The following is a 17,839-nucleotide window of genomic DNA, read 5'->3' on the forward strand; positions in this document are numbered from 1 at the left end:
AAGCCTAAAAATATTTTATAATTTTGTAAAAAATTGTGGCCATGTTATCACAAGCTGAAGAAAATTATTTGAAGGAAATCTATGCCCTAGGGGAAGAAACCGAAGAATTGCTGAGTACCAATTCCATTGCAAAGAAAATGAGGACCAAGGCCTCTTCGGCCACAGACATGCTTCAAAAACTTGCCGGTAAGGGCTTGGTGGATTACACCAAATACAAAGGCACCAGACTTTCTAAAGAAGGGGAAGCAAAGGCCATGGCCATTGTAAGGAAACATCGTTTATGGGAAACTTTTTTGGTAGCCAAACTGGGGTTTAGTTGGGATGAGGTACATGATATTGCGGAACAATTGGAGCATATTCAATCAAAGACCCTGACCAATAGATTGGATGCTTTCCTTGAATACCCTTCCCATGATCCACATGGGCACCCCATTCCCAACACGAATGGAAAAATCGTGGCCTCGGAGGGTATCATCCTTGCCGATTTAAAGATCAACGAAAAAGGGGTCTTGGTAGGGGTAAAGAATGCCACCGATAGTTTGTTGAAATATTTAAACAAGATAAACATCACCATCGGGGATACCATCAAGGTACTCGACATTGAGCCTTTTGACGATTCGGTGACCATCGATAACAATGCGCAACAGATCACCATCTCAGGAAATGTGGCCAAAAACCTTTATATAAAATACAGATGAACACCTATAATCCGTTTAACGCCCTATTGATATTCCTTGGTATTTGCCTTTTGGGATATCTGTTTTTTAGACCCAAACACGGTTGGTTTTGGCTTATAAAAAACAATTCCACAACGACCCAAAAAGTTGTGGCCGAAGATATTCTGAAACGTTTGTACCATAATGAAAATGCAAGCAATTACCTGAATATCAACGATGTTGTGCGTATATTGAAACAAGACGAAAAAATGGTCGTTGAAAGCATCGACAAGATGGTAACCCTGGGCTGGGTTAAAATGGAAGGCGATATCGTACGATTGACCAAATCGGGAAGTGATTATGCCTTACGGATTATCAGGGCCCATAGATTATGGGAACGGTACCTTGCCGATAAAACGGGATTCAACAAATCGGAATGGCATCAACGTGCGGAAAGAAAAGAACATGAACTGACTATAGATGACACCGATTTACTGGCCAAAACCCTGGGAAACCCCCAATTCGACCCCCATGGTGACCCAATACCTACCATTTCGGGAAAAATGGCAAAACTTAAAGGGGTACCGGTATCGGAGTTAAACACCCGTACGATCGGAAGGATAATACACATCAAGGATAAACCCGATATCATTTACAAACAAATAATGGCGGAAAACATCCATATAGGGTCAATTATCCGAATAGTGGAAAAATCCCCCGAACGCATCGTATTCCATTCAGAAGGGGAGGCATTTAAATTAGCCCCGATAGTGGCAGGGAATATAACCGTTTCCGTTTTGGAAAAAGATGTCTCGTATGAAGAGGACATCCTTCGCCTAAATAGCCTTAAAAAAGACGAAATCGGGAAAATCATAGGTATTTCCAAGGAAATAAGAGGCGAAAGCAGAAGACGGTTATTGGATCTCGGATTTGTAAAAGGTGCCGATGTCAGCATCGATTTACTGAACCCCTTGGGCGAACCCAAAGCCTATTTAATAAAAGGTACGAGTATCGCCTTACGAAACAATCAGGCATCAAAAATTTTAATCAAAAAATAGGCCATGGAAGTAAAACCTAAAAGTGGATGTGAAACCTGTGCCCATTTTAATGCGGCAGGTTTAAAAAAACTGGGGGTGAACACCACCTCCTTTGATCATATCATCGCCTTGGCGGGCAACCCGAACACCGGCAAGAGTACGGTATTCAATGCCCTTACCGGTCTACGCCAACATACGGGCAATTGGCCAGGAAAGACCGTGACCCGGGCAGAAGGTGCATTTGAATACAATAACGAAAAATACAAATTGGTCGATTTACCCGGCACGTATTCCTTGTTGTCCACCTCGGAAGATGAAGAAGTGGCGAGGAATTTCATACTCTTTGGCAAGCCCACGGTAACCGTAATCGTGGTAGATGCCAGTAGGTTGGAACGCAACCTGAATTTGGTATTGCAAATATTGGAGATCACCGATCGTGCGGTCCTGTGCCTTAACCTTATGGATGAGGCCAAACGTAATAAAATAGAGATCGACAGCCGATCTTTGGCGCGGGATTTGGGAATTCCCGTAGTACCCACCAGCGCAAGGTTCAATCAAGGGATTCCCGAATTGATACAGACCATTAGTGAAGTTGCAAGTGGTGCTATCGTCTGCAAACCCCATCGGATCAAGAACATCCCCAAGAACATTGAAAAGGCCGTTGAGCAATTAAGTGAAGAAATAAGAAAGGAATACCCCGACATTCCCAATAGCAGATGGATCGCATTCCGCCTTTTGGAAGGGGATCAACATATTATCGAATTACTGAAATCCGGTGAATTTGAAGAATTTATGGCATGAAGCAAAAAAATATAGATAATATCATTGCATTATCCAATGATCTCAGATGGCAGATCGGGGATGAATTCCACGACAATCTGGCGGAAGGGATTTATGCCGATGCCGCAGAAATCGTAAAAGGTTCCGTTCATAAACCAAACGGAAACAAAAGACTGCGATTGGATGCGAAGATCGACAAGGTCCTCACAAGTAAAACCTGGGGGTTTCCCCTCATGTTCCTAATTCTTGCGGTGGTACTTTGGCTGACCATAGTCGGTGCCAACTACCCGTCTTCCATGTTGGGAAACTTGCTACTCGATACCATTCACCCTGCCTTGAAGGGCTTTGCTTCGGGGATCGGGCTTCCTTGGTGGTTAGACGGCTTCCTGATCGATGGGGTTTATTTGGCGGTAGCGTGGGTCATTGCCGTGATGTTGCCCCCTATGGCCATATTTTTTCCTTTATTCACCCTCTTGGAAGATTTTGGATATTTACCCCGTGTAGCTTTCAATTTGGACCATTTGTTCAAATTATCGGGAGCCCATGGCAAGCAGGCCCTAACCATGAGTATGGGATTCGGATGTAATGCCGCCGGAGTTGTCGCCACACGTATTATCGACAGCCCAAGGGAACGGTTGATCGCGATTATCACGAATAATTTTTCACTCTGCAATGGCCGTTGGCCTACGCAAATTTTGATTGCGACTATATTCATCGGGGCCGTAGCACCCGCCTCCATGGCCGGAATCGCCTCTTTGGGTGCGGTCATCGGTATTGCGGTACTGGGTATCTGTTTTATGTTCTTGGTCTCTTGGGCCCTATCAAAAACCGTCTTAAAGGGAGAGGTTTCTACCTTTAATCTTGAATTACCACCTTATAGGCCGCCAAGGTTTTGGAAAACCATCTATACATCGATCATCGATAGAACGCTGATCGTTCTTTGGAGGGCGATTGTCTTTGCTGCCCCCGCGGGTGCATTGATATGGCTGATTTCAAACATATATGTAGGGGATTTGAGTCTTGCCGCATGGCTGATCCAATCCTTGGACGGATTCGGATTCCTTTTAGGGTTGAATGGGGTGATTTTGGTCGCCTATATCGTCGCTATCCCTGCCAATGAAATCGTAATTCCTACCATATTGATGTTAACCGTGTTGGTTACGGGCATTTCAGGAGGAGAAGGGGCCGGCGTAATGTTCGAATTGGAGTCGGCTAGCGCTACCGGGGACATCCTAAGAGCTGGCGGATGGACGCTATTGACGGCGGTTAACCTAATGCTGTTCAGCTTACTGCACAACCCCTGTAGTACCACCATATATACGATTTATAAGGAAACGAAAAGTACGAAATGGACCGTTATCGCATCCATCTTACCGGTCATTCTAGGGTTCATAGTCACTTTTTTGGTCGCTCAAATATGGCGCTTGTTTTAGGCCTTGGGTAAACATCGAATCTAGGCTAAAATGCTCTCATGGCCCGAATCTTTTACGAATAGACAGGAGCTTCCGGTTTTTTCATTTAATTCTTGGACAAATTCGAACCGTAGATTGCCTTCCATTCCAAAAATATTCAGATCGGCGGGAGGGGCCGTTTTTACAATTTCCTTGAAATCACCGATAAATACCTGGGTCAAGGTTTGGGGTAAACGGGCAAGGTTGATCAAGTTCATCAGAAATTGCCGGGCATTTTCCTTTTCATTTTCATCATCTATAACGATTATCAATCTAATCTTGGCATCCCAATTCTTTTTTAGTTTATAAGCCACTAGGATCGAGAGGTCCAGATTTCCGATGTTCCAACCCAAATCCCAATTATCTTTTCGGTCCCTTACCCATACATTGATCATGTCCCGTTCTCCCAATTGGGCTTTGGGATGTCTTAAATATAGAAGCACCCCGATTTCCAATCGAATGCATTCCTTGATCACGGGACGCAACTCCGTTTCATAATCATCATGCTGTTGAAGATTAAGAAAAACGATATTGGGTTTAAAGAAGGCTCCTTGAAGGGCCTGATTCCCGTAATTCACCCCTTGTGTGAAATTATCGCTATGGATGACCGTCCATGACGAAAAAACCCCTTTTTTACGAAACGATTCCGAAAGATCGGCCAATTTATCCCGAAAGATATTGTTTTCGGTAAAAGGTTCTATGCCAAGGAGTTTTATAGAGCCTTTAGGACTGGCAATATCCCGCAGGAATTGGAAATTACCTTTAGCCCCATGAATGTCCCTGATCGGCACCATCAGATTCGGCTTCCATGCCCTTTGCTGCATCCGTTTCATGCCCCAAGTATGCTTTGCCGCCCATTCAGCAAAAGAAACGAACAATCCCGACCGAACATCCTCAAATGGGGTTTCCAGATTTTGTCTTGACAAGAACCAATACACCACGAAAACGATACTTATCGAAAAAAGGCTTATGGTAGGATTGATGATGAACATGGCCAAAACCGAGGATGATAAGCCCACCCAAGGCACCCATTTATACACCTTGAAAACAGGTCTATAACTTATCAGCCCCAAGCGTTGCTCAATGATCACCACCACATTGATCATCGCATAGGTTATAAGAAAGAACAAAGTAACCAAAGGCGCAATGGCATTAAGGTCTCTCAAAAGCATTGTGCCGAATATGACTATCCCCGTTACGATCATGGCATTTCTCGGTTGGCCGTTTGCACTTTTGCCCGAAAGAAAACCACCATAAGGCAAAACCCGGTGTTCCCCCATGGCGAACAAAATCCGTGAAGACCCGACCAAAGAAGCCAAGGCCGATGAAAAAGTAGCCCCGAGGATGCCTGCCAAGACCAAAGGACCCACATAGGACTTTTCCACAATAATGTAATAATTGGTGATCAATTCTTGTTCAGAAGCCGTTCGTGCCAGCCAATAAGCCAATAAGATATATATGACAAAACTCACCCCTATGGCCCAAAGGGTACCTTGCGGAATACTTTTTTTGGGATCCTTAAGCTCTCCCGACATATTTGCCCCTGCCATAATACCCGTGGCCGCAGGGAAAAATACGGCAAAAACCAGCCAAAAACTACTTCCTTGAAAGCCATTCTCCATAGAGCCTTTAAAAGTTCCCCAACGGATCGCATCCTCGGTAGGGATGTACATCGATCCATTATAAGCTGCCAAGACAATGGATAACAAGGAGAGAAAAATAATGACAATTATGAAAAACTGTGTCTTTATGGCCAGATCGGCACTGATATAGGCTATGGTCAACAATACCGCAAAAACAATGATATCTACCAGAAAGGGGTCATGTGTCGGGAAGATACTCAACCACCCCTCCCTAAAACCGAAAATATACATGGTAACCGCTAAACCTTGGGAAACGTATCTCGGGATGCCAAGACTACCGCCTACTTCCAGACCAAGGGCCTGTGAAATTATCGCATAGGCCCCTCCGGCACCGATTCGGATATTGGTGGTTATCGCCGACATGGACAAGGCCGTGGTAAGGGTAATAAGAAAAGAAACGATAATGATGAGCCAAGCCCCCAAAAGTCCGGCGTTACCCACAACCCAACCCAAACGAAGGTACATAATGACCCCGAGAATCGTCAGTAGGGTCGGAGTAAAGACACCCCCGAACGTTCCAAACTTTTTAATATTTTTTTCTTGATGATCCAATTATGACCCCTATATTGTTTTTTGAAACGGATTTCCTGTACTAAAAATTCGTTGATTTAATAAATATAGAATAAAAATCCCTACTTCGAAGAAATATTCACACCTCGCCCTAGTGGCGTTGATCATTGCTTCATGTGCTTCTCCCAAACAATACAAAACACTGAGGCTTCACACCTATGCCAATCCGTATGACACCAAAACAAAGCCCATCGAGTACCAAGAAAAAGGCTTATTTACAACTAGGGAGTATGACCTACATATTAACAGCAACCAAATAAGCCCTGATAAATAATTAAGACCTTTCGGATATCAATACTGCATCTTCGTCCTTAAACCCCATGGGATATGGATAAACCAAGTTATTTTAATCATCCTAAAAAGGGATGATAGATCCATAAAACAACTAAAACCCATACTATGTCGAATACAACCGATTTAAAATTTCAAGTGAAAAGTAGTGGACAATATCTGAATATATTATATGGAGGAAATGCCAACGGAACCAGTGCCTGTCAAGGCAACACACCTACTACCGATAATTTTGTATGGCAAATACTCGAAGCCCCTAACAATCCAGGATGGCACTTGATCAAGGTTAAAAGCAGCGGACAATATTTGAATATTTTTAATGGAGGAAACGTAAATGGTACAAGGGCCTGTCAGGGCAATATACCAACAACGGATAATTTCCTATGGAAGTTGATAAATGCACCCAATAATCCCGGATGGTGTCTATTACAGGTAAAAAGCAGTGGACAGTATTTGAATATTTTGAATGGCGGCAACGTTAATGGTACACTGGCCTGCCAAGGCAATACGCCAACCACCGATAATTTTCTATGGAAATTGGATTTTATAGGGGCCTCGCCAAACCTACACACGATTACCGTAAGTGCAACAATACAGGAGCCATTTCCTCCAAGTTTATCCGATGATGAAGGGCATCAAGCCAATACGGGACCGGGTGATACAGCCATGACCACGGAAGTAGGTGCCGGGGATACCGTAAAATGGGTAAAAGGTGGGAATATCTCAAGTTTGGATAATGTTTTTGAGACCGCTGGAACTGATTTATTCATTGTTGACCCTTCACAGGAAAACAATGGGACCTGGGTAGGAATCGTGGGAACAATGCCTCCAGGTTCTGAAGAAGAATACAGTATAACCTATAAGGTAGGAAGAAATACGTATACTCAGGATCCTAAAATTAGGGTTAAAGCAACACAATAACTATGCTGTTTAAAACAAAGGCCTATTTTTTAATAGGCTTTTTTCACTTAATAATCTGCGTTGTATCAAGCCAGGACCAAAGGATCGCGGACAGCCTGAAAAATATTTATGATGCAGATACTATCAAAGGTGTGGAGAAATTGGAACTTCTCACAAACCTTTCTTTCAATGAAATAAATGACCTCAATCTTGGTTTACAATTTGCTGAGGAATTAATCAACCTTTCAAATCAGAAAGGCAATTACCCCTATCTATCCCAGGGTTATTTGCAAAAAGGAAATGCAAAACAATTAATGGGTGATTTGGACGAAGCTATGATAGCTTATTTCAAAAGTGCAGAAATAGCGCTTAAGGAAAACAATATTACACTTGAAGGGGCAGCATACGGAGCGATTGCCGATATTTATTCTATTTCCAATAATCATAAAAATGCGATGCTTTATTACAATAAAGCTATTTCTTCCTTACGAAAGGCAAGAGATACTATTCCATTAGCTTCTTTTATTTTAAATGCCGGAGATGACCTACTTAACAACCAAAAATACGATTCGGCCTTAGTGTACTTCAATGAATCCGGGGCACTTTATGAAAAAGCCAATTATGATATTGGCAAGGCCTATAATCTAGGCAACATTGGTATGGTATACGCCCATACCGGAAAAAACGAACTTGCTGAAAAGAACATCAATGAAGCCATTCAAATCTTACAAGAATCTGGCGATTATCATCCCATCTGTGTGTATCTTATTTATATGGCCGATATCTATTTGGACAAAAAGGAGCACCAAACCGCAATAGATTATGCCGAGAGAAGTCTTATGCTTGCAGAACAATATGGTCTAAAAGAACAGATTGGTGAAGCCAACCTAAACCTATCCGAATTGTATGAAATAATGGGTGACCTAGAGACATCCTATAAACATTATAAAGATCATATCGCATACAGGGATAGTGTAAATAATATCGCAACGGTACAGCAATTGGCCAATCAGCGTACCAACTTTGAGGTTTCCCAAAAACAAATTGAGGTAGATCTGGCCGAACAACGTGAAAAAAACCAGCGGAACATTGCCATTGGTACCGGTGTCGCCCTATTCTTAATCGGGCTCTTGGCCATAGGTCTGTTCCGGCGCAATGCGTTTATTCGAAAAACAAAACAGATCATCGAAGAGGAGCGGGATCGCTCGGATAATTTGTTGCTCAATATTCTACCGGAGGAAACCGCAGCAGAATTAAAGGCCAATGGCACCGTGAAAGCTAAAAAATATGAAGCTGTCACCGTATTATTTACCGATTTTAAGGGTTTTACCAGTTATTCGGAAAAATTATCCCCAGAGGCCTTGGTAGAAACCGTTAGCTTTTACTTTTCAAAGTTCGATGCGATCATGGATAAATATGGCCTGGAAAAAATCAAGACCATTGGCGATGCCTATATGTGTGCCGGGGGCTTGCATGACAATACCATTGACCACGCCCATAGAATGGTTTCGGCAGCCTTTGAAATCATTGAATTTGTCGAAGCGACAAAAAAGGATGATGCATCCAGTGAATTGACTTTTGACATACGCATCGGTATCAATACGGGGCCCGTTGTGGCCGGGGTAGTGGGGACCAAGAAATTCGCCTATGACATTTGGGGCGACGCCGTTAATGTGGCCTCTCGAATGGAATCGATGTCAGAACCTGGCCGGATCAATATATCGGAAAACACCTATGCCTTGATTAAAGAAGATGCCGAATGCGAGTACCGTGGTAAAATTCAGGTTAAAAATAGGGGGATGATGAAGATGTTCTTCGTGAATCGTATAAAAGAAAATATACCGGTCCCGGCCATGTAGGAATTTAAAGATCAAAATGGGGCACCGGGACAACCCGTCCTACATGGGTATCATCCAATAGCATATTCCCAATGCGTACCCGTACCAATCTTAAAGTTGGGAAACCCACGGCCGCCGTCATCTTGCGTACTTGACGAAACTTCCCTTCGGTCAAGGTGATACTGATCCATGTATTGGGACGATGGGTACCAATTCGGATTTTTTTATCCGGATCGGGCAGCGTAGGGGCCTCAAGCAATTTTGTGACCTTACAGGGTTTTGTGGTGTATCGTTTGCCCCATAGGCCAATCTCGACGCCTTTACCCAGTGCTTTTAGGGCTTCTAGGGTGATAACCCCATCCAACTGGGCATAATATTCCTTTTCGATTCCGGAACGGTTTATCGCATCACTTAATTTTCCGTCCGTGGTCATCAACAACAATCCCTCAGATTTCTCATCAAGCCTACCAACCGGCATTGTTCCCTCGGGAAAATCATACAGTTCACTCAAAAATCGCTTCTTCCTATTCTGACGCTCCTCATTGGAAGATAATTGACTGAGCATCCCAAAAGGTTTATAAAGCTTAAAATGATAGTGATGGTTACCTTCCATGAACTTTACGATCTATGTGCGTTATAAAGGACCTACCCATAAGAAACCCCAACCTACCTAGGGGGATTTCAGATGGGACAATGTGTCTGCCAATAATTCCTCTCGTGGCCAATACGCTTATGTGAAAATTTAGATTTATGGGACCAAAGATTGAGCTTTTTTCGAAATAAAACGGGAATATAGGCGAAAACGGATAAAATGCGGTAATCAAGGATATTTTTTCAACCATTTGAAAAACTTTAAACAAGTTCATTGTAAATTCGTTTTTTTTAGATAAGGTCCCCAATTAGGGCAGGATCAATCCGGAAATGGACAGCAAAATAGAATAGACCAAATGGAACTTACATTCAAAATAATTCATTTAAAAAAAAGATTTCCTTTGCAGATCAGCCGTGGGGTCATTACCGGGACCAACAATCTTTTTGTCGGGGTGACTAAAAACGGGATTACCGGTTGGGGGGAAATGGCACCTTCCGCTACTTTAGGAAATGAGTCCGCGGAGGAAAGCCAAAAAGTATTGGAACAATTTTATAATACGGGAATAGCCGATCTTTCCATTACCGAAATTTATAAAAAGGGAAGGGAATTCGGATTGCCGCTTTGTGTTTTAGCCGCCTTGGATATCGCTTTATGGGATCAACTGGCCAAAGCGGCCCAGCTCCCATTGTACAAACTATTCGGCATTCCCTTGCCCAAAGTCGCCACTTCGGTGACCATAGGAATAAATCCGCCGGAAGTCGTAAAAGAACGAATGCCATTGCTCTTGGAAGGTACCGGGGTTAAATTCCTAAAAGTAAAACTGGGATCCAAGGAAGGTATCGAAGCCGATAAGGCCATGTTTGCCCAGGTAATCGAAAGCACCAAAAAATATAACGTTGGCCTTCGGGTCGACGCCAATGGGGGGTGGGATGTAGACCAGGCCATCCATATGATGAAATGGTTGGCAGACCTAGGAACGGATTATGTAGAGCAGCCATTGGTACATGGCCAGGAAGAAGACCTTCCTTTTATTTTCAAGAATAGGCCACTTCCCATTTTTGTGGATGAATCCTGTAATTTTTCGACCGATATTCCCCAATGGGCACATTCGGTGGATGGGGTGAATTTAAAGTTGATGAAATGTGGCGGATTAACGGAAGGCCTAAGGATCATTGCAACCGCCAAGGCCTTTAACCTAAAAACCATGATCGGTTGCATGGGGGAATCTTCCCTATCCATATCGGCAGGGGCCGCAATAACCGGACTTTTAGACCATGTGGATTTGGATTCCCATCTCAATTTAAATCCCGATCCCTTTTCAGGCGCCCAACTTATCGATGGAGTGGTCATGCCCACGGAACGCTTTGGACACGGAGCAATTTTAAAAGATAAACTATAAATCATGATAGGAAAAGAAAAGAAATTGGCCATTTATATGGAAGGTAATCTGGATTCCATTTATGCCAAGATGGGGTATGGGGTCATGCGTTATTCCGAAAACCCCATAGTCTGCGTGATCGATTCCGATTATGCCGGTAAAAATGTGAACGAGGTCATCGATCAACCCTTTGAAATACCCATCGTTTCCTCCGTTGAAAAAGCTATTGAAATGGGGGCAGAGGTCATGGTTTTGGGATTGGCCCCGACTGGGGGCAAGCTTCCCGATACTTGGGTGCCTGAAGTGGAAAAAGCCTTGATATTGGGAATGTCTTTGATCAATGGGTTGCATGACCACCTTGCTGACCGATTTGCCGGACTTTTAAAGGCCGATAGGCCCGAACAGGTGATTTGGGATGTTCGTAAACCAGTGACCGACTATGCGATCGCCAGGGCCAGGGCTTGTGCCCTTCCCAACAAAAGGGTGCTAATGATAGGTACCGATATGGCCGTTGGAAAAATGACCTCCGGATTGGAGATTTATAAATGGATAAAAGAGCAGGGGATTCCTACCGATTTTCTGGCTACGGGCCAGATCGGCATAACCGTTACCGGAAAAGGAATTCCGTTGGATGCGATAAAAGTGGATCAAGCCAGCGGTGCGGTCGAACATATGGTCCTTGGGACTGCGGACAAGGATATTGTTTTTATAGAAGGTCAAGGTTCCCTACTACACCCAGGAAGTACGGCAACCTTACCCTTATTGCGCGGTAGTTGCCCAACACACCTTATTTTATGCCATAGAGGGGAAATGACAACGCTTCGGGACGTTCCCGACATAAAGATCCCACCTTTTAACGAGGTCATTGAATTGTATGAGGCCCTTGCCCATGCCTGTGGTTCGTTCCCGAAAGCCAAAACGGTGGGTATTGCCTTGAATACAAGTAAACTCAGTGAAGATGAAGCATTGAAGGTCATTGAAAAAATCGAGAACGAAACCGGTCTACCCGTTACCGATGTAGTGCGTTTCGGGGCAGAAAAATTGGGCAGGACCTTACTTTAAATCAAAATCCCAATGGTGAAATTCAAGTTTATAAGCATCCTTACACTTAGCCTTACCCTATGCAATGCGTATGCCCAAGATAAAAGGCCACGTGAACTTGGTATCGAGATCGGGGTACTTAAAACCGGCCCACTCAATGCCATAACCGATGTTTCCGGGGTACGGGTAGGTCAGGTAACCCTTCAGCTAGGGGATAGCATTCGCACTGGGGTTACAGCCATTTTACCGCATTCCGGGAATATTTTCCAATCAAAAGTGCCAGCGGCCATATACATCGGAAACGGATTTGGAAAACTAACAGGTTATAGCCAAGTGGAAGAGTTGGGCAATATCGAAACCCCGATCGTCCTGACCAATACGTTAAGTGTTCCTACGGCTTCGGATGCGGTGATTTCATATACTTTGGGATTAAAGAACAATGAAAATATACGTTCGGTCAACCCCATCGTCGGGGAAACCAATGACGGTTATCTAAACGACATACGAGGAAGGCACGTCAAACAACATCATGTGATGGAGGCCATTCAAAAAGCGACATCGGGACCTGTTGAAGAGGGGAACGTCGGGGCCGGAACCGGCACGGTATGTTTTGGGTACAAAGGAGGTATCGGCACCTCTTCCCGGGTAATCCCGGAAAACTTCGGTGGCTATACCGTCGGTGTGCTCGTACAGACCAATTTTGGAGGGGTTTTGGAAATCAATGGGGTTCCTATCGCCAAAGAATTGAAAAACTATCCAAAATCATTTACCTATGATGTTGACGGTTCCTGTATGATAGTCGTTATGACCAACGCCCCTTTGGATGCCAGAAACTTGAAGCGGTTGGCCAAAAGGGCGATGTTGGGCTTGGCCAAAACAGGAGGAATCGCCTCCAACGGTAGTGGGGACTATGTCATTGCGGTATCCACGGCCGAAACGAACAGGATTCCCTACAACTCCCCGAATTTATACCTTAAAACCGAAACGCTTCGCAATGATGTTGTTTCCCCCTTGTTCCTGGCCACGATAGAAGCTACGGAAGAAGCGATCATAAATTCCTTATTTGCGGCGGAAACGACTACCGGTGTAGGGGGAAAGCAGATAGAAAGCCTGCCTGTAGATCAAATTCTCGATCTTATATCAACCTATAAAAAATGACACTGTTTTTGAATTGAATTCAATGATGGGATTATGGACATAAGAACAAAAAGGCAATGGATCGTCATTAGGGATTATATGATCGGTTGGACGATTGCTTTTCTCTTTCTTGCCATAATACGGGGTATCGGAACCATTGAGAAAAGTTCCTTGTATTTTGAATTCGAGGAAGCCTTGATCTTTTCCTTTATTTTCGGTCCTTTTTTTGGGGGTATTTCCGGTCTGGCACAGAACCTCTTGGAAAAGCGATACAACCAAAGGGTTTCCATATACCGATTGATAGGCCTGAGACTTTTATATGCATTACTGTTCTTATTTTTCCTCATTTTCATGGCTTATCTCATGGTTGGCCATTTTTATGGGAAAACCGAAGATTTTTTAGCCTTTGCCTTTGGGCCGGGTAGTATACCCATATATCTCTATATCCTAACCGTAGATACCTTAATGCTCCTTACCAGACAGGTAAACCTGATGTTGGGCGACAATAATCTAAAGAAATTGTTGATGGGGAAATTTTATAATCCAAGGGAAGAGGAACGTATTTTCATGTTTCTGGACCTTCAATCTTCGACCACCCATGCCGAGCATCTAGGCCATTTAACGTACAGCCGTATGATCCAGGACTGTTTCAACGATTTAGGGATGGTTATTGAAAATGAGGCGGAAATTTATCAATATGTTGGGGATGAAGTCATCCTCACTTGGGAATTGAAAAAAGGCTTACGGAATCAAAATTGCCTTAAAGCTTTCTACACCTTCCAACAAAGACTCCATAAAAAGAAGGGGCATTATCTCGCCAAGTATAATTGTTTGCCCTTCTTTAAAGCCGGACTGCATTCCGGTAAGATTACAGTAACCGAGGTCGGTAAATACAAAAAAGAGATTGCCTATCACGGGGACACCATCAACACTACGGCACGTATCCAAGGGCAATGCAATACCTTGAACCAGGAATTGTTGATCTCCCAACAATTGAAAGAGCAGTTGATGACGAACGGATATGACTTCAAGAATATGGGAAGTATCCCGTTAAGGGGAAAGGAAAAAGAAGTAATTGTTTTTGGGGTAACCCCAACGATCCCAAAATAAAAAAGTCCCGAAAGAATCGGGACTTTTACCTAATAACCACTAAACTAAATACAATTTGTAGAATATAAAATTCTCTTTCATAGCAAATTGTTCAATGACTAAGTCGTTCTTTTCTTCAAACCTTACATTGTAAACCGTGATAAAATAGAGTAGGGGGAGAATTCCATAATTTTTGGACCACTACCCACCATCACCCCCCTTAAAACCTTAGTATTAAAAGAATTAACATAGTATTCAGAATCGCTATATTGAATTTTAAGTAACTTAATGGTATAAAAAAGTTCACTGGGTTTCCCGAAAGAATCCCTATCCATGATGCTTTGCCATTACAAGAAGTTGCCGTCATGGACGATATCGAAAAAACCGAATGAAAAAGAATAAACACTATAAGTTTTTAGCGATAATAGGATTGACCATGGGCGTATTGTCGGGGTGTGGTGGTACCAAAAGCGCAGCCGAAATCGCTATAAATACCAAAAAACTGGAAGCCATAAAAAACGACGTGGCCTCCAAATCCTACAGTATAGAAGTGCACACCGCCTATCCCACGCAAACCTATGCCGTTACCCAAATAACGAATGCTTTAATGCGTAATACCGGGAATTCCGCTTCGCGCATAGACGTTACCGGAAATTCCATTAAGGTAAAGGGCGACACCATTCAAGGGATATTACCTTATATCGGTGAAGTACGGGCCGGAAGCCCCATGAGCTCAAGGGATGTGGGAATAGAATTCAAAGGCCAACCTATTTCATATAAAGTGATCGACAATAATAAAAGGCAAACCTTGGATATCGAATTTCAAATCAAGGATAAAATAGAACGTTATGATATCATCATTCAAATCTATCCCGATAAAAGCACTACTATTTTAGTGAACTGTCGATATCGCACATCTATACGCTATGATGGCACTTTCAAGGTGTTGCCCCCCGAAAACCATCCAAGTGACTGATGATAAGCAACCTGAACTTTCTAAAGGGTTACTTACATTACCTCCAATCCCATTATTTTTCCCTTACTTTTTGTGTTAAAAAAAGATAAATTATTTTTTATTTCAAAGCATGTGCTTAGTTTTGTACCACAGTTACGAACAATGGCCCGAAAAAAACAATATAACGAAGAAGAAGTAATAGAAAAAGCGACGGACTTGTTCTGGCGCAATGGGTATGAGGCCACCACGGTTCGTATGTTGGAGAAAGAAATGGGTATCAACCAATTCTCCATCTATTCGAGTTTCGGCAATAAACAGGGCGTATTTTTACAGTGCTTAGACACCTATAAAAGGCGAATTCGTTCCATAACCCATAAGTTGGAAAATTCCAAAAACAGTTTAAAAGGAATAGAACGATTTTTTTACGACTTTCTAGAGTTTGTGCGTGAGGACAAAAGTTTTAAAGGCTGTTTGGTGACCAATACCGTAAACGAATTGAAAGAGGATACAGACCCCTTGTTACGGGACGAATTGGGACAATTTGTAATTCACATGAAACGATTGTTCGTAAATAATCTTAGTCAGGATCCGGATAAAACCCCCGAGCTTATTGATAAACAAGGGGATTATTTATTGAATTGTCTATTAGGCCTGTCAGTTTCTTCAAAACTTTACGACCAACAGAAACTCAAAGGCATTATTGAAATAACTTTTATGAATTTATAGCTTTTTTTTAATCAAAAACTAAGCGTTTGCTTAGTTACATTAACAACAAATCAATTGAAATTATGAGCACTTTAAAATTGCACACCTTGGAGACGGCTCCGGAAGAAGGAAAGGACCTTTTACAAAAATCACAAAATGCCTATGGCTATATCCCTAACTTGCATGCCGTATTGGCCGGCGCTCCAGGGTTATTGAACGCCTATCAAAACCTTCATGAACTTTTTGTGAATTCTTCATTCAACAATGACGAACTGACCGTTGTATGGCAGACCATAAATGTTGCACACGAATGCCATTATTGTGTACCTGCACACACCGCCATTGCCCATAGCATGAAGGTCGACAATGAAATTATAGAGGCTTTAAGGAACAGCACCAAATTGCCTAGCGAAAAGTTACAGGTACTTCATGAAACCACCTTATCCGTAGTACGTAATAGGGGATATATCAGCAAAGAAGAGGTTGAGGTGTTTTACGCCGCCGGTTATGAAGAAAGACAATTATTGGAAATCATCCTAGGGCTTTCACAAAAAGTGATCAGTAATTACGTAAACCACATTGCTGCAACACCGATCGATCCAAGTTTTCAGAAATTTGCTTGGAAGAAGGAAAATGAAATTGCCTAGTGGTGGTAGACCATAAGGCTTGCAGAAATGAACCTTCTACCTTGTTGTAGGAGGTTCATTTTCCCAATAGTAAGTCCCTATAACCCTCTTCCGCCATTGGGCCATCTAAATTCTTATTAACCAACGTCTACAATTTGAATATGACAGAAAGTATAAAGCTCGATATCGTTTCCGATGTGGTTTGCCCTTGGTGCATCATTGGTTACAAACGATTGATGCAGGCCATCTCGGAATTGGGTGTCGCCGACAAAGTGGATATCGAATGGCAACCGTTTGAATTAAATCCACATATGCCGATAGAAGGTGAGGATTTAAAAGCGCATATCGCCCATAAATACGGTTCATCCCTTGAAGACCAAAAACGATCCCAAGAACGTATGATCGAAATGGGAGAGGAAGTAGGTTTTAAGTTCGATTATTTTGATGGAATGAGGATGCTGAACACACGAAAGGCACATGTTTTACTTGAGTATGCCAAAGGAAAAGGGAAACAGACCGAACTCAATATGCGATTGGTCACGGCATTTTTCAGTGACCGTAGCGATATTTCCAATACCGATGTATTGCTACAAGAGTTGCAAGCCATTGGCCTTGACCCCACCGAAGCCAAAAAATACCTGGAAAACGATCAAGCACATCATGCGGTAATCGCGAAAGAACGTTATTGGCAAGATCTTGGCGTATCTTCGGTACCGACTTTCGTTTTCAATAAAAAAAGTGGTTTGTCGGGGGCCCAACCTGTGGCCGTTTTCAAGGAAATTTTAACCGAATTGTTGAATCGGTAACCCTGTGATTTTTTATATTCGTTCTTGCTATTGGCAACATCCAATATAAACGATCTATTGGGTTATGATCCATGGATGGCAATTGTGGCACGACCTACGCAATACACGAATTTCGCCTTACCCACATATACACCCCATTGTTCTTGGATTCCTGGATCACGGTAAAAAGTATTAGGACCCGTAAAAGCGGCGTTATGGTCAACCGACTGTAACCAGGGCCGAAGAAGGTGATATCGGTTATGCTCCATACCATGACCATCAAAAGTCGGATTTCTTTTATTCCAATAAATATGGGGATTCAAGGGATATGCCCGGTCCCATGAAGAACGTACCCTGGGAGCCAT

14 protein-coding genes and 1 pseudogene are annotated in these 17,839 nt (G+C 42.9%); 13 read left to right on the forward strand and 2 right to left on the reverse strand.

Annotated features, from left to right (window positions below; genetic code table 11):
- Positions 1–41 precede the first annotated feature (41 nt).
- The 3 genes and pseudogenes from PHU20_RS01330 to feoB all read left to right on the forward strand — a co-directional run bounded on the left by PHU20_RS01330 (position 42) and on the right by feoB (position 3,906).
- Positions 42–698, forward strand: a complete 657-nt coding sequence (locus PHU20_RS01330) for a metal-dependent transcriptional regulator (RefSeq protein WP_274823534.1) — start codon at positions 42–44, stop codon at positions 696–698.
- The gene (locus PHU20_RS01335; RefSeq protein ID WP_274823535.1) at positions 695–1,714 is read left to right on the forward strand and encodes a metal-dependent transcriptional regulator; all 1,020 of its coding nucleotides are present in this window, start codon (positions 695–697) and stop codon (positions 1,712–1,714) included. Before PHU20_RS01330 ends, PHU20_RS01335 begins: the two co-directional genes overlap by 4 nt.
- Positions 1,715–1,717: 3 nt before the next feature.
- Positions 1,718–3,906: pseudogene (gene feoB, locus PHU20_RS01340) on the forward strand (ferrous iron transport protein B).
- 20 nt (positions 3,907–3,926) lie between these two features.
- Here feoB and PHU20_RS01345 read toward each other — a convergent pair.
- Entirely contained in the window at positions 3,927–6,119 is a 2,193-nt protein-coding gene (locus tag PHU20_RS01345; protein WP_274823536.1) for an amino acid permease, read from the reverse strand.
- A gap of 417 nt (positions 6,120–6,536) precedes the next feature.
- Here PHU20_RS01345 and PHU20_RS01350 point away from each other — a divergent pair, with 417 nt between their 5' ends.
- Both PHU20_RS01350 and PHU20_RS01355 read left to right on the forward strand, forming a co-directional pair.
- Positions 6,537–7,349, forward strand: a complete 813-nt coding sequence (locus PHU20_RS01350) for an RICIN domain-containing protein (protein WP_274823537.1) — start codon at positions 6,537–6,539, stop codon at positions 7,347–7,349.
- A 2-nt stretch (positions 7,350–7,351) separates the two neighbouring features.
- Entirely contained in the window at positions 7,352–9,187 is a 1,836-nt protein-coding gene (locus PHU20_RS01355; protein ID WP_274823538.1) for an adenylate/guanylate cyclase domain-containing protein, read from the forward strand.
- Positions 9,188–9,191: 4 nt separating this feature from the next.
- On the opposite strand, the gene PHU20_RS01360 is transcribed toward PHU20_RS01355, so the two are convergent.
- Positions 9,192–9,779, reverse strand: a complete 588-nt coding sequence (locus PHU20_RS01360; RefSeq protein WP_274823539.1) for a pseudouridine synthase — start codon at positions 9,777–9,779, stop codon at positions 9,192–9,194.
- A 334-nt stretch (positions 9,780–10,113) separates the two neighbouring features.
- Between PHU20_RS01360 and PHU20_RS01365 the strand changes: the two genes are divergently transcribed.
- The 8 genes from PHU20_RS01365 to PHU20_RS01400 all read left to right on the forward strand — a co-directional run bounded on the left by PHU20_RS01365 (position 10,114) and on the right by PHU20_RS01400 (position 17,495).
- Positions 10,114–11,157, forward strand: a complete 1,044-nt coding sequence (locus tag PHU20_RS01365) for a dipeptide epimerase (protein WP_274823540.1) — start codon at positions 10,114–10,116, stop codon at positions 11,155–11,157.
- Between the two features lie 3 nt (positions 11,158–11,160).
- Positions 11,161–12,198 (forward strand): N-acetyltransferase DgcN family protein, encoded by a 1,038-nt coding sequence (locus tag PHU20_RS01370; RefSeq protein ID WP_274823541.1) that lies wholly within the window; start codon positions 11,161–11,163, stop codon positions 12,196–12,198.
- A 12-nt stretch (positions 12,199–12,210) separates the two neighbouring features.
- On the forward strand, positions 12,211–13,335 hold the full coding sequence (locus PHU20_RS01375; protein ID WP_274823542.1) for a DmpA family aminopeptidase: 1,125 nt from the start codon (positions 12,211–12,213) through the stop codon (positions 13,333–13,335).
- Positions 13,336–13,368: 33 nt separating this feature from the next.
- Complete coding sequence (locus PHU20_RS01380) at positions 13,369–14,424, forward strand: adenylate/guanylate cyclase domain-containing protein (protein ID WP_274823543.1); 1,056 nt, start codon at positions 13,369–13,371, stop codon at positions 14,422–14,424.
- 367 nt (positions 14,425–14,791) lie between these two features.
- Positions 14,792–15,379: a DUF4251 domain-containing protein gene (locus PHU20_RS01385; protein WP_274823544.1), complete on the forward strand. Its 588-nt coding sequence runs from the start codon at positions 14,792–14,794 to the stop codon at positions 15,377–15,379.
- Between the two features lie 141 nt (positions 15,380–15,520).
- Positions 15,521–16,084 (forward strand): TetR/AcrR family transcriptional regulator, encoded by a 564-nt coding sequence (locus tag PHU20_RS01390; RefSeq protein WP_274823545.1) that lies wholly within the window; start codon positions 15,521–15,523, stop codon positions 16,082–16,084.
- 62 nt (positions 16,085–16,146) lie between these two features.
- On the forward strand, positions 16,147–16,710 hold the full coding sequence (locus PHU20_RS01395) for a carboxymuconolactone decarboxylase family protein (protein ID WP_274823546.1): 564 nt from the start codon (positions 16,147–16,149) through the stop codon (positions 16,708–16,710).
- Between the two features lie 140 nt (positions 16,711–16,850).
- Positions 16,851–17,495: a DsbA family oxidoreductase gene (locus PHU20_RS01400; protein ID WP_274823547.1), complete on the forward strand. Its 645-nt coding sequence runs from the start codon at positions 16,851–16,853 to the stop codon at positions 17,493–17,495.
- Positions 17,496–17,839 lie beyond the last annotated feature (344 nt).

The sequence above is a fragment of the Maribacter polysaccharolyticus genome, assembly GCF_028882255.1.
GTDB lineage: Bacteria > Bacteroidota > Bacteroidia > Flavobacteriales > Flavobacteriaceae > Maribacter_A > Maribacter_A polysaccharolyticus.

What these genes read in the sequence shown, in the direction of transcription:
- PHU20_RS01365 (WP_274823540.1), top strand. Translation starts at nt 10,114, where the DNA reads ATGGAACTTACATTCAAAATAATTCATTTAAAAAAAAGATTTCCTTTG.
- PHU20_RS01335 (WP_274823535.1), top strand. Translation starts at nt 695, where the DNA reads ATGAACACCTATAATCCGTTTAACGCCCTATTGATATTCCTTGGTATT.
- PHU20_RS01370 (WP_274823541.1), top strand. Translation starts at nt 11,161, where the DNA reads ATGATAGGAAAAGAAAAGAAATTGGCCATTTATATGGAAGGTAATCTG.
- PHU20_RS01375 (WP_274823542.1), top strand. Translation starts at nt 12,211, where the DNA reads ATGGTGAAATTCAAGTTTATAAGCATCCTTACACTTAGCCTTACCCTA.
- PHU20_RS01400 (WP_274823547.1), top strand. Translation starts at nt 16,851, where the DNA reads ATGACAGAAAGTATAAAGCTCGATATCGTTTCCGATGTGGTTTGCCCT.
- PHU20_RS01350 (WP_274823537.1), top strand. Translation starts at nt 6,537, where the DNA reads ATGTCGAATACAACCGATTTAAAATTTCAAGTGAAAAGTAGTGGACAA.
- PHU20_RS01330 (WP_274823534.1), top strand. Translation starts at nt 42, where the DNA reads ATGTTATCACAAGCTGAAGAAAATTATTTGAAGGAAATCTATGCCCTA.
- PHU20_RS01355 (WP_274823538.1), top strand. Translation starts at nt 7,352, where the DNA reads ATGCTGTTTAAAACAAAGGCCTATTTTTTAATAGGCTTTTTTCACTTA.
- PHU20_RS01385 (WP_274823544.1), top strand. Translation starts at nt 14,792, where the DNA reads ATGAAAAAGAATAAACACTATAAGTTTTTAGCGATAATAGGATTGACC.
- PHU20_RS01380 (WP_274823543.1), top strand. Translation starts at nt 13,369, where the DNA reads ATGGACATAAGAACAAAAAGGCAATGGATCGTCATTAGGGATTATATG.
- PHU20_RS01395 (WP_274823546.1), top strand. Translation starts at nt 16,147, where the DNA reads ATGAGCACTTTAAAATTGCACACCTTGGAGACGGCTCCGGAAGAAGGA.
- PHU20_RS01360 (WP_274823539.1), bottom strand. Translation starts at nt 9,779, where the DNA reads ATGGAAGGTAACCATCACTATCATTTTAAGCTTTATAAACCTTTTGGG.
- PHU20_RS01390 (WP_274823545.1), top strand. Translation starts at nt 15,521, where the DNA reads ATGGCCCGAAAAAAACAATATAACGAAGAAGAAGTAATAGAAAAAGCG.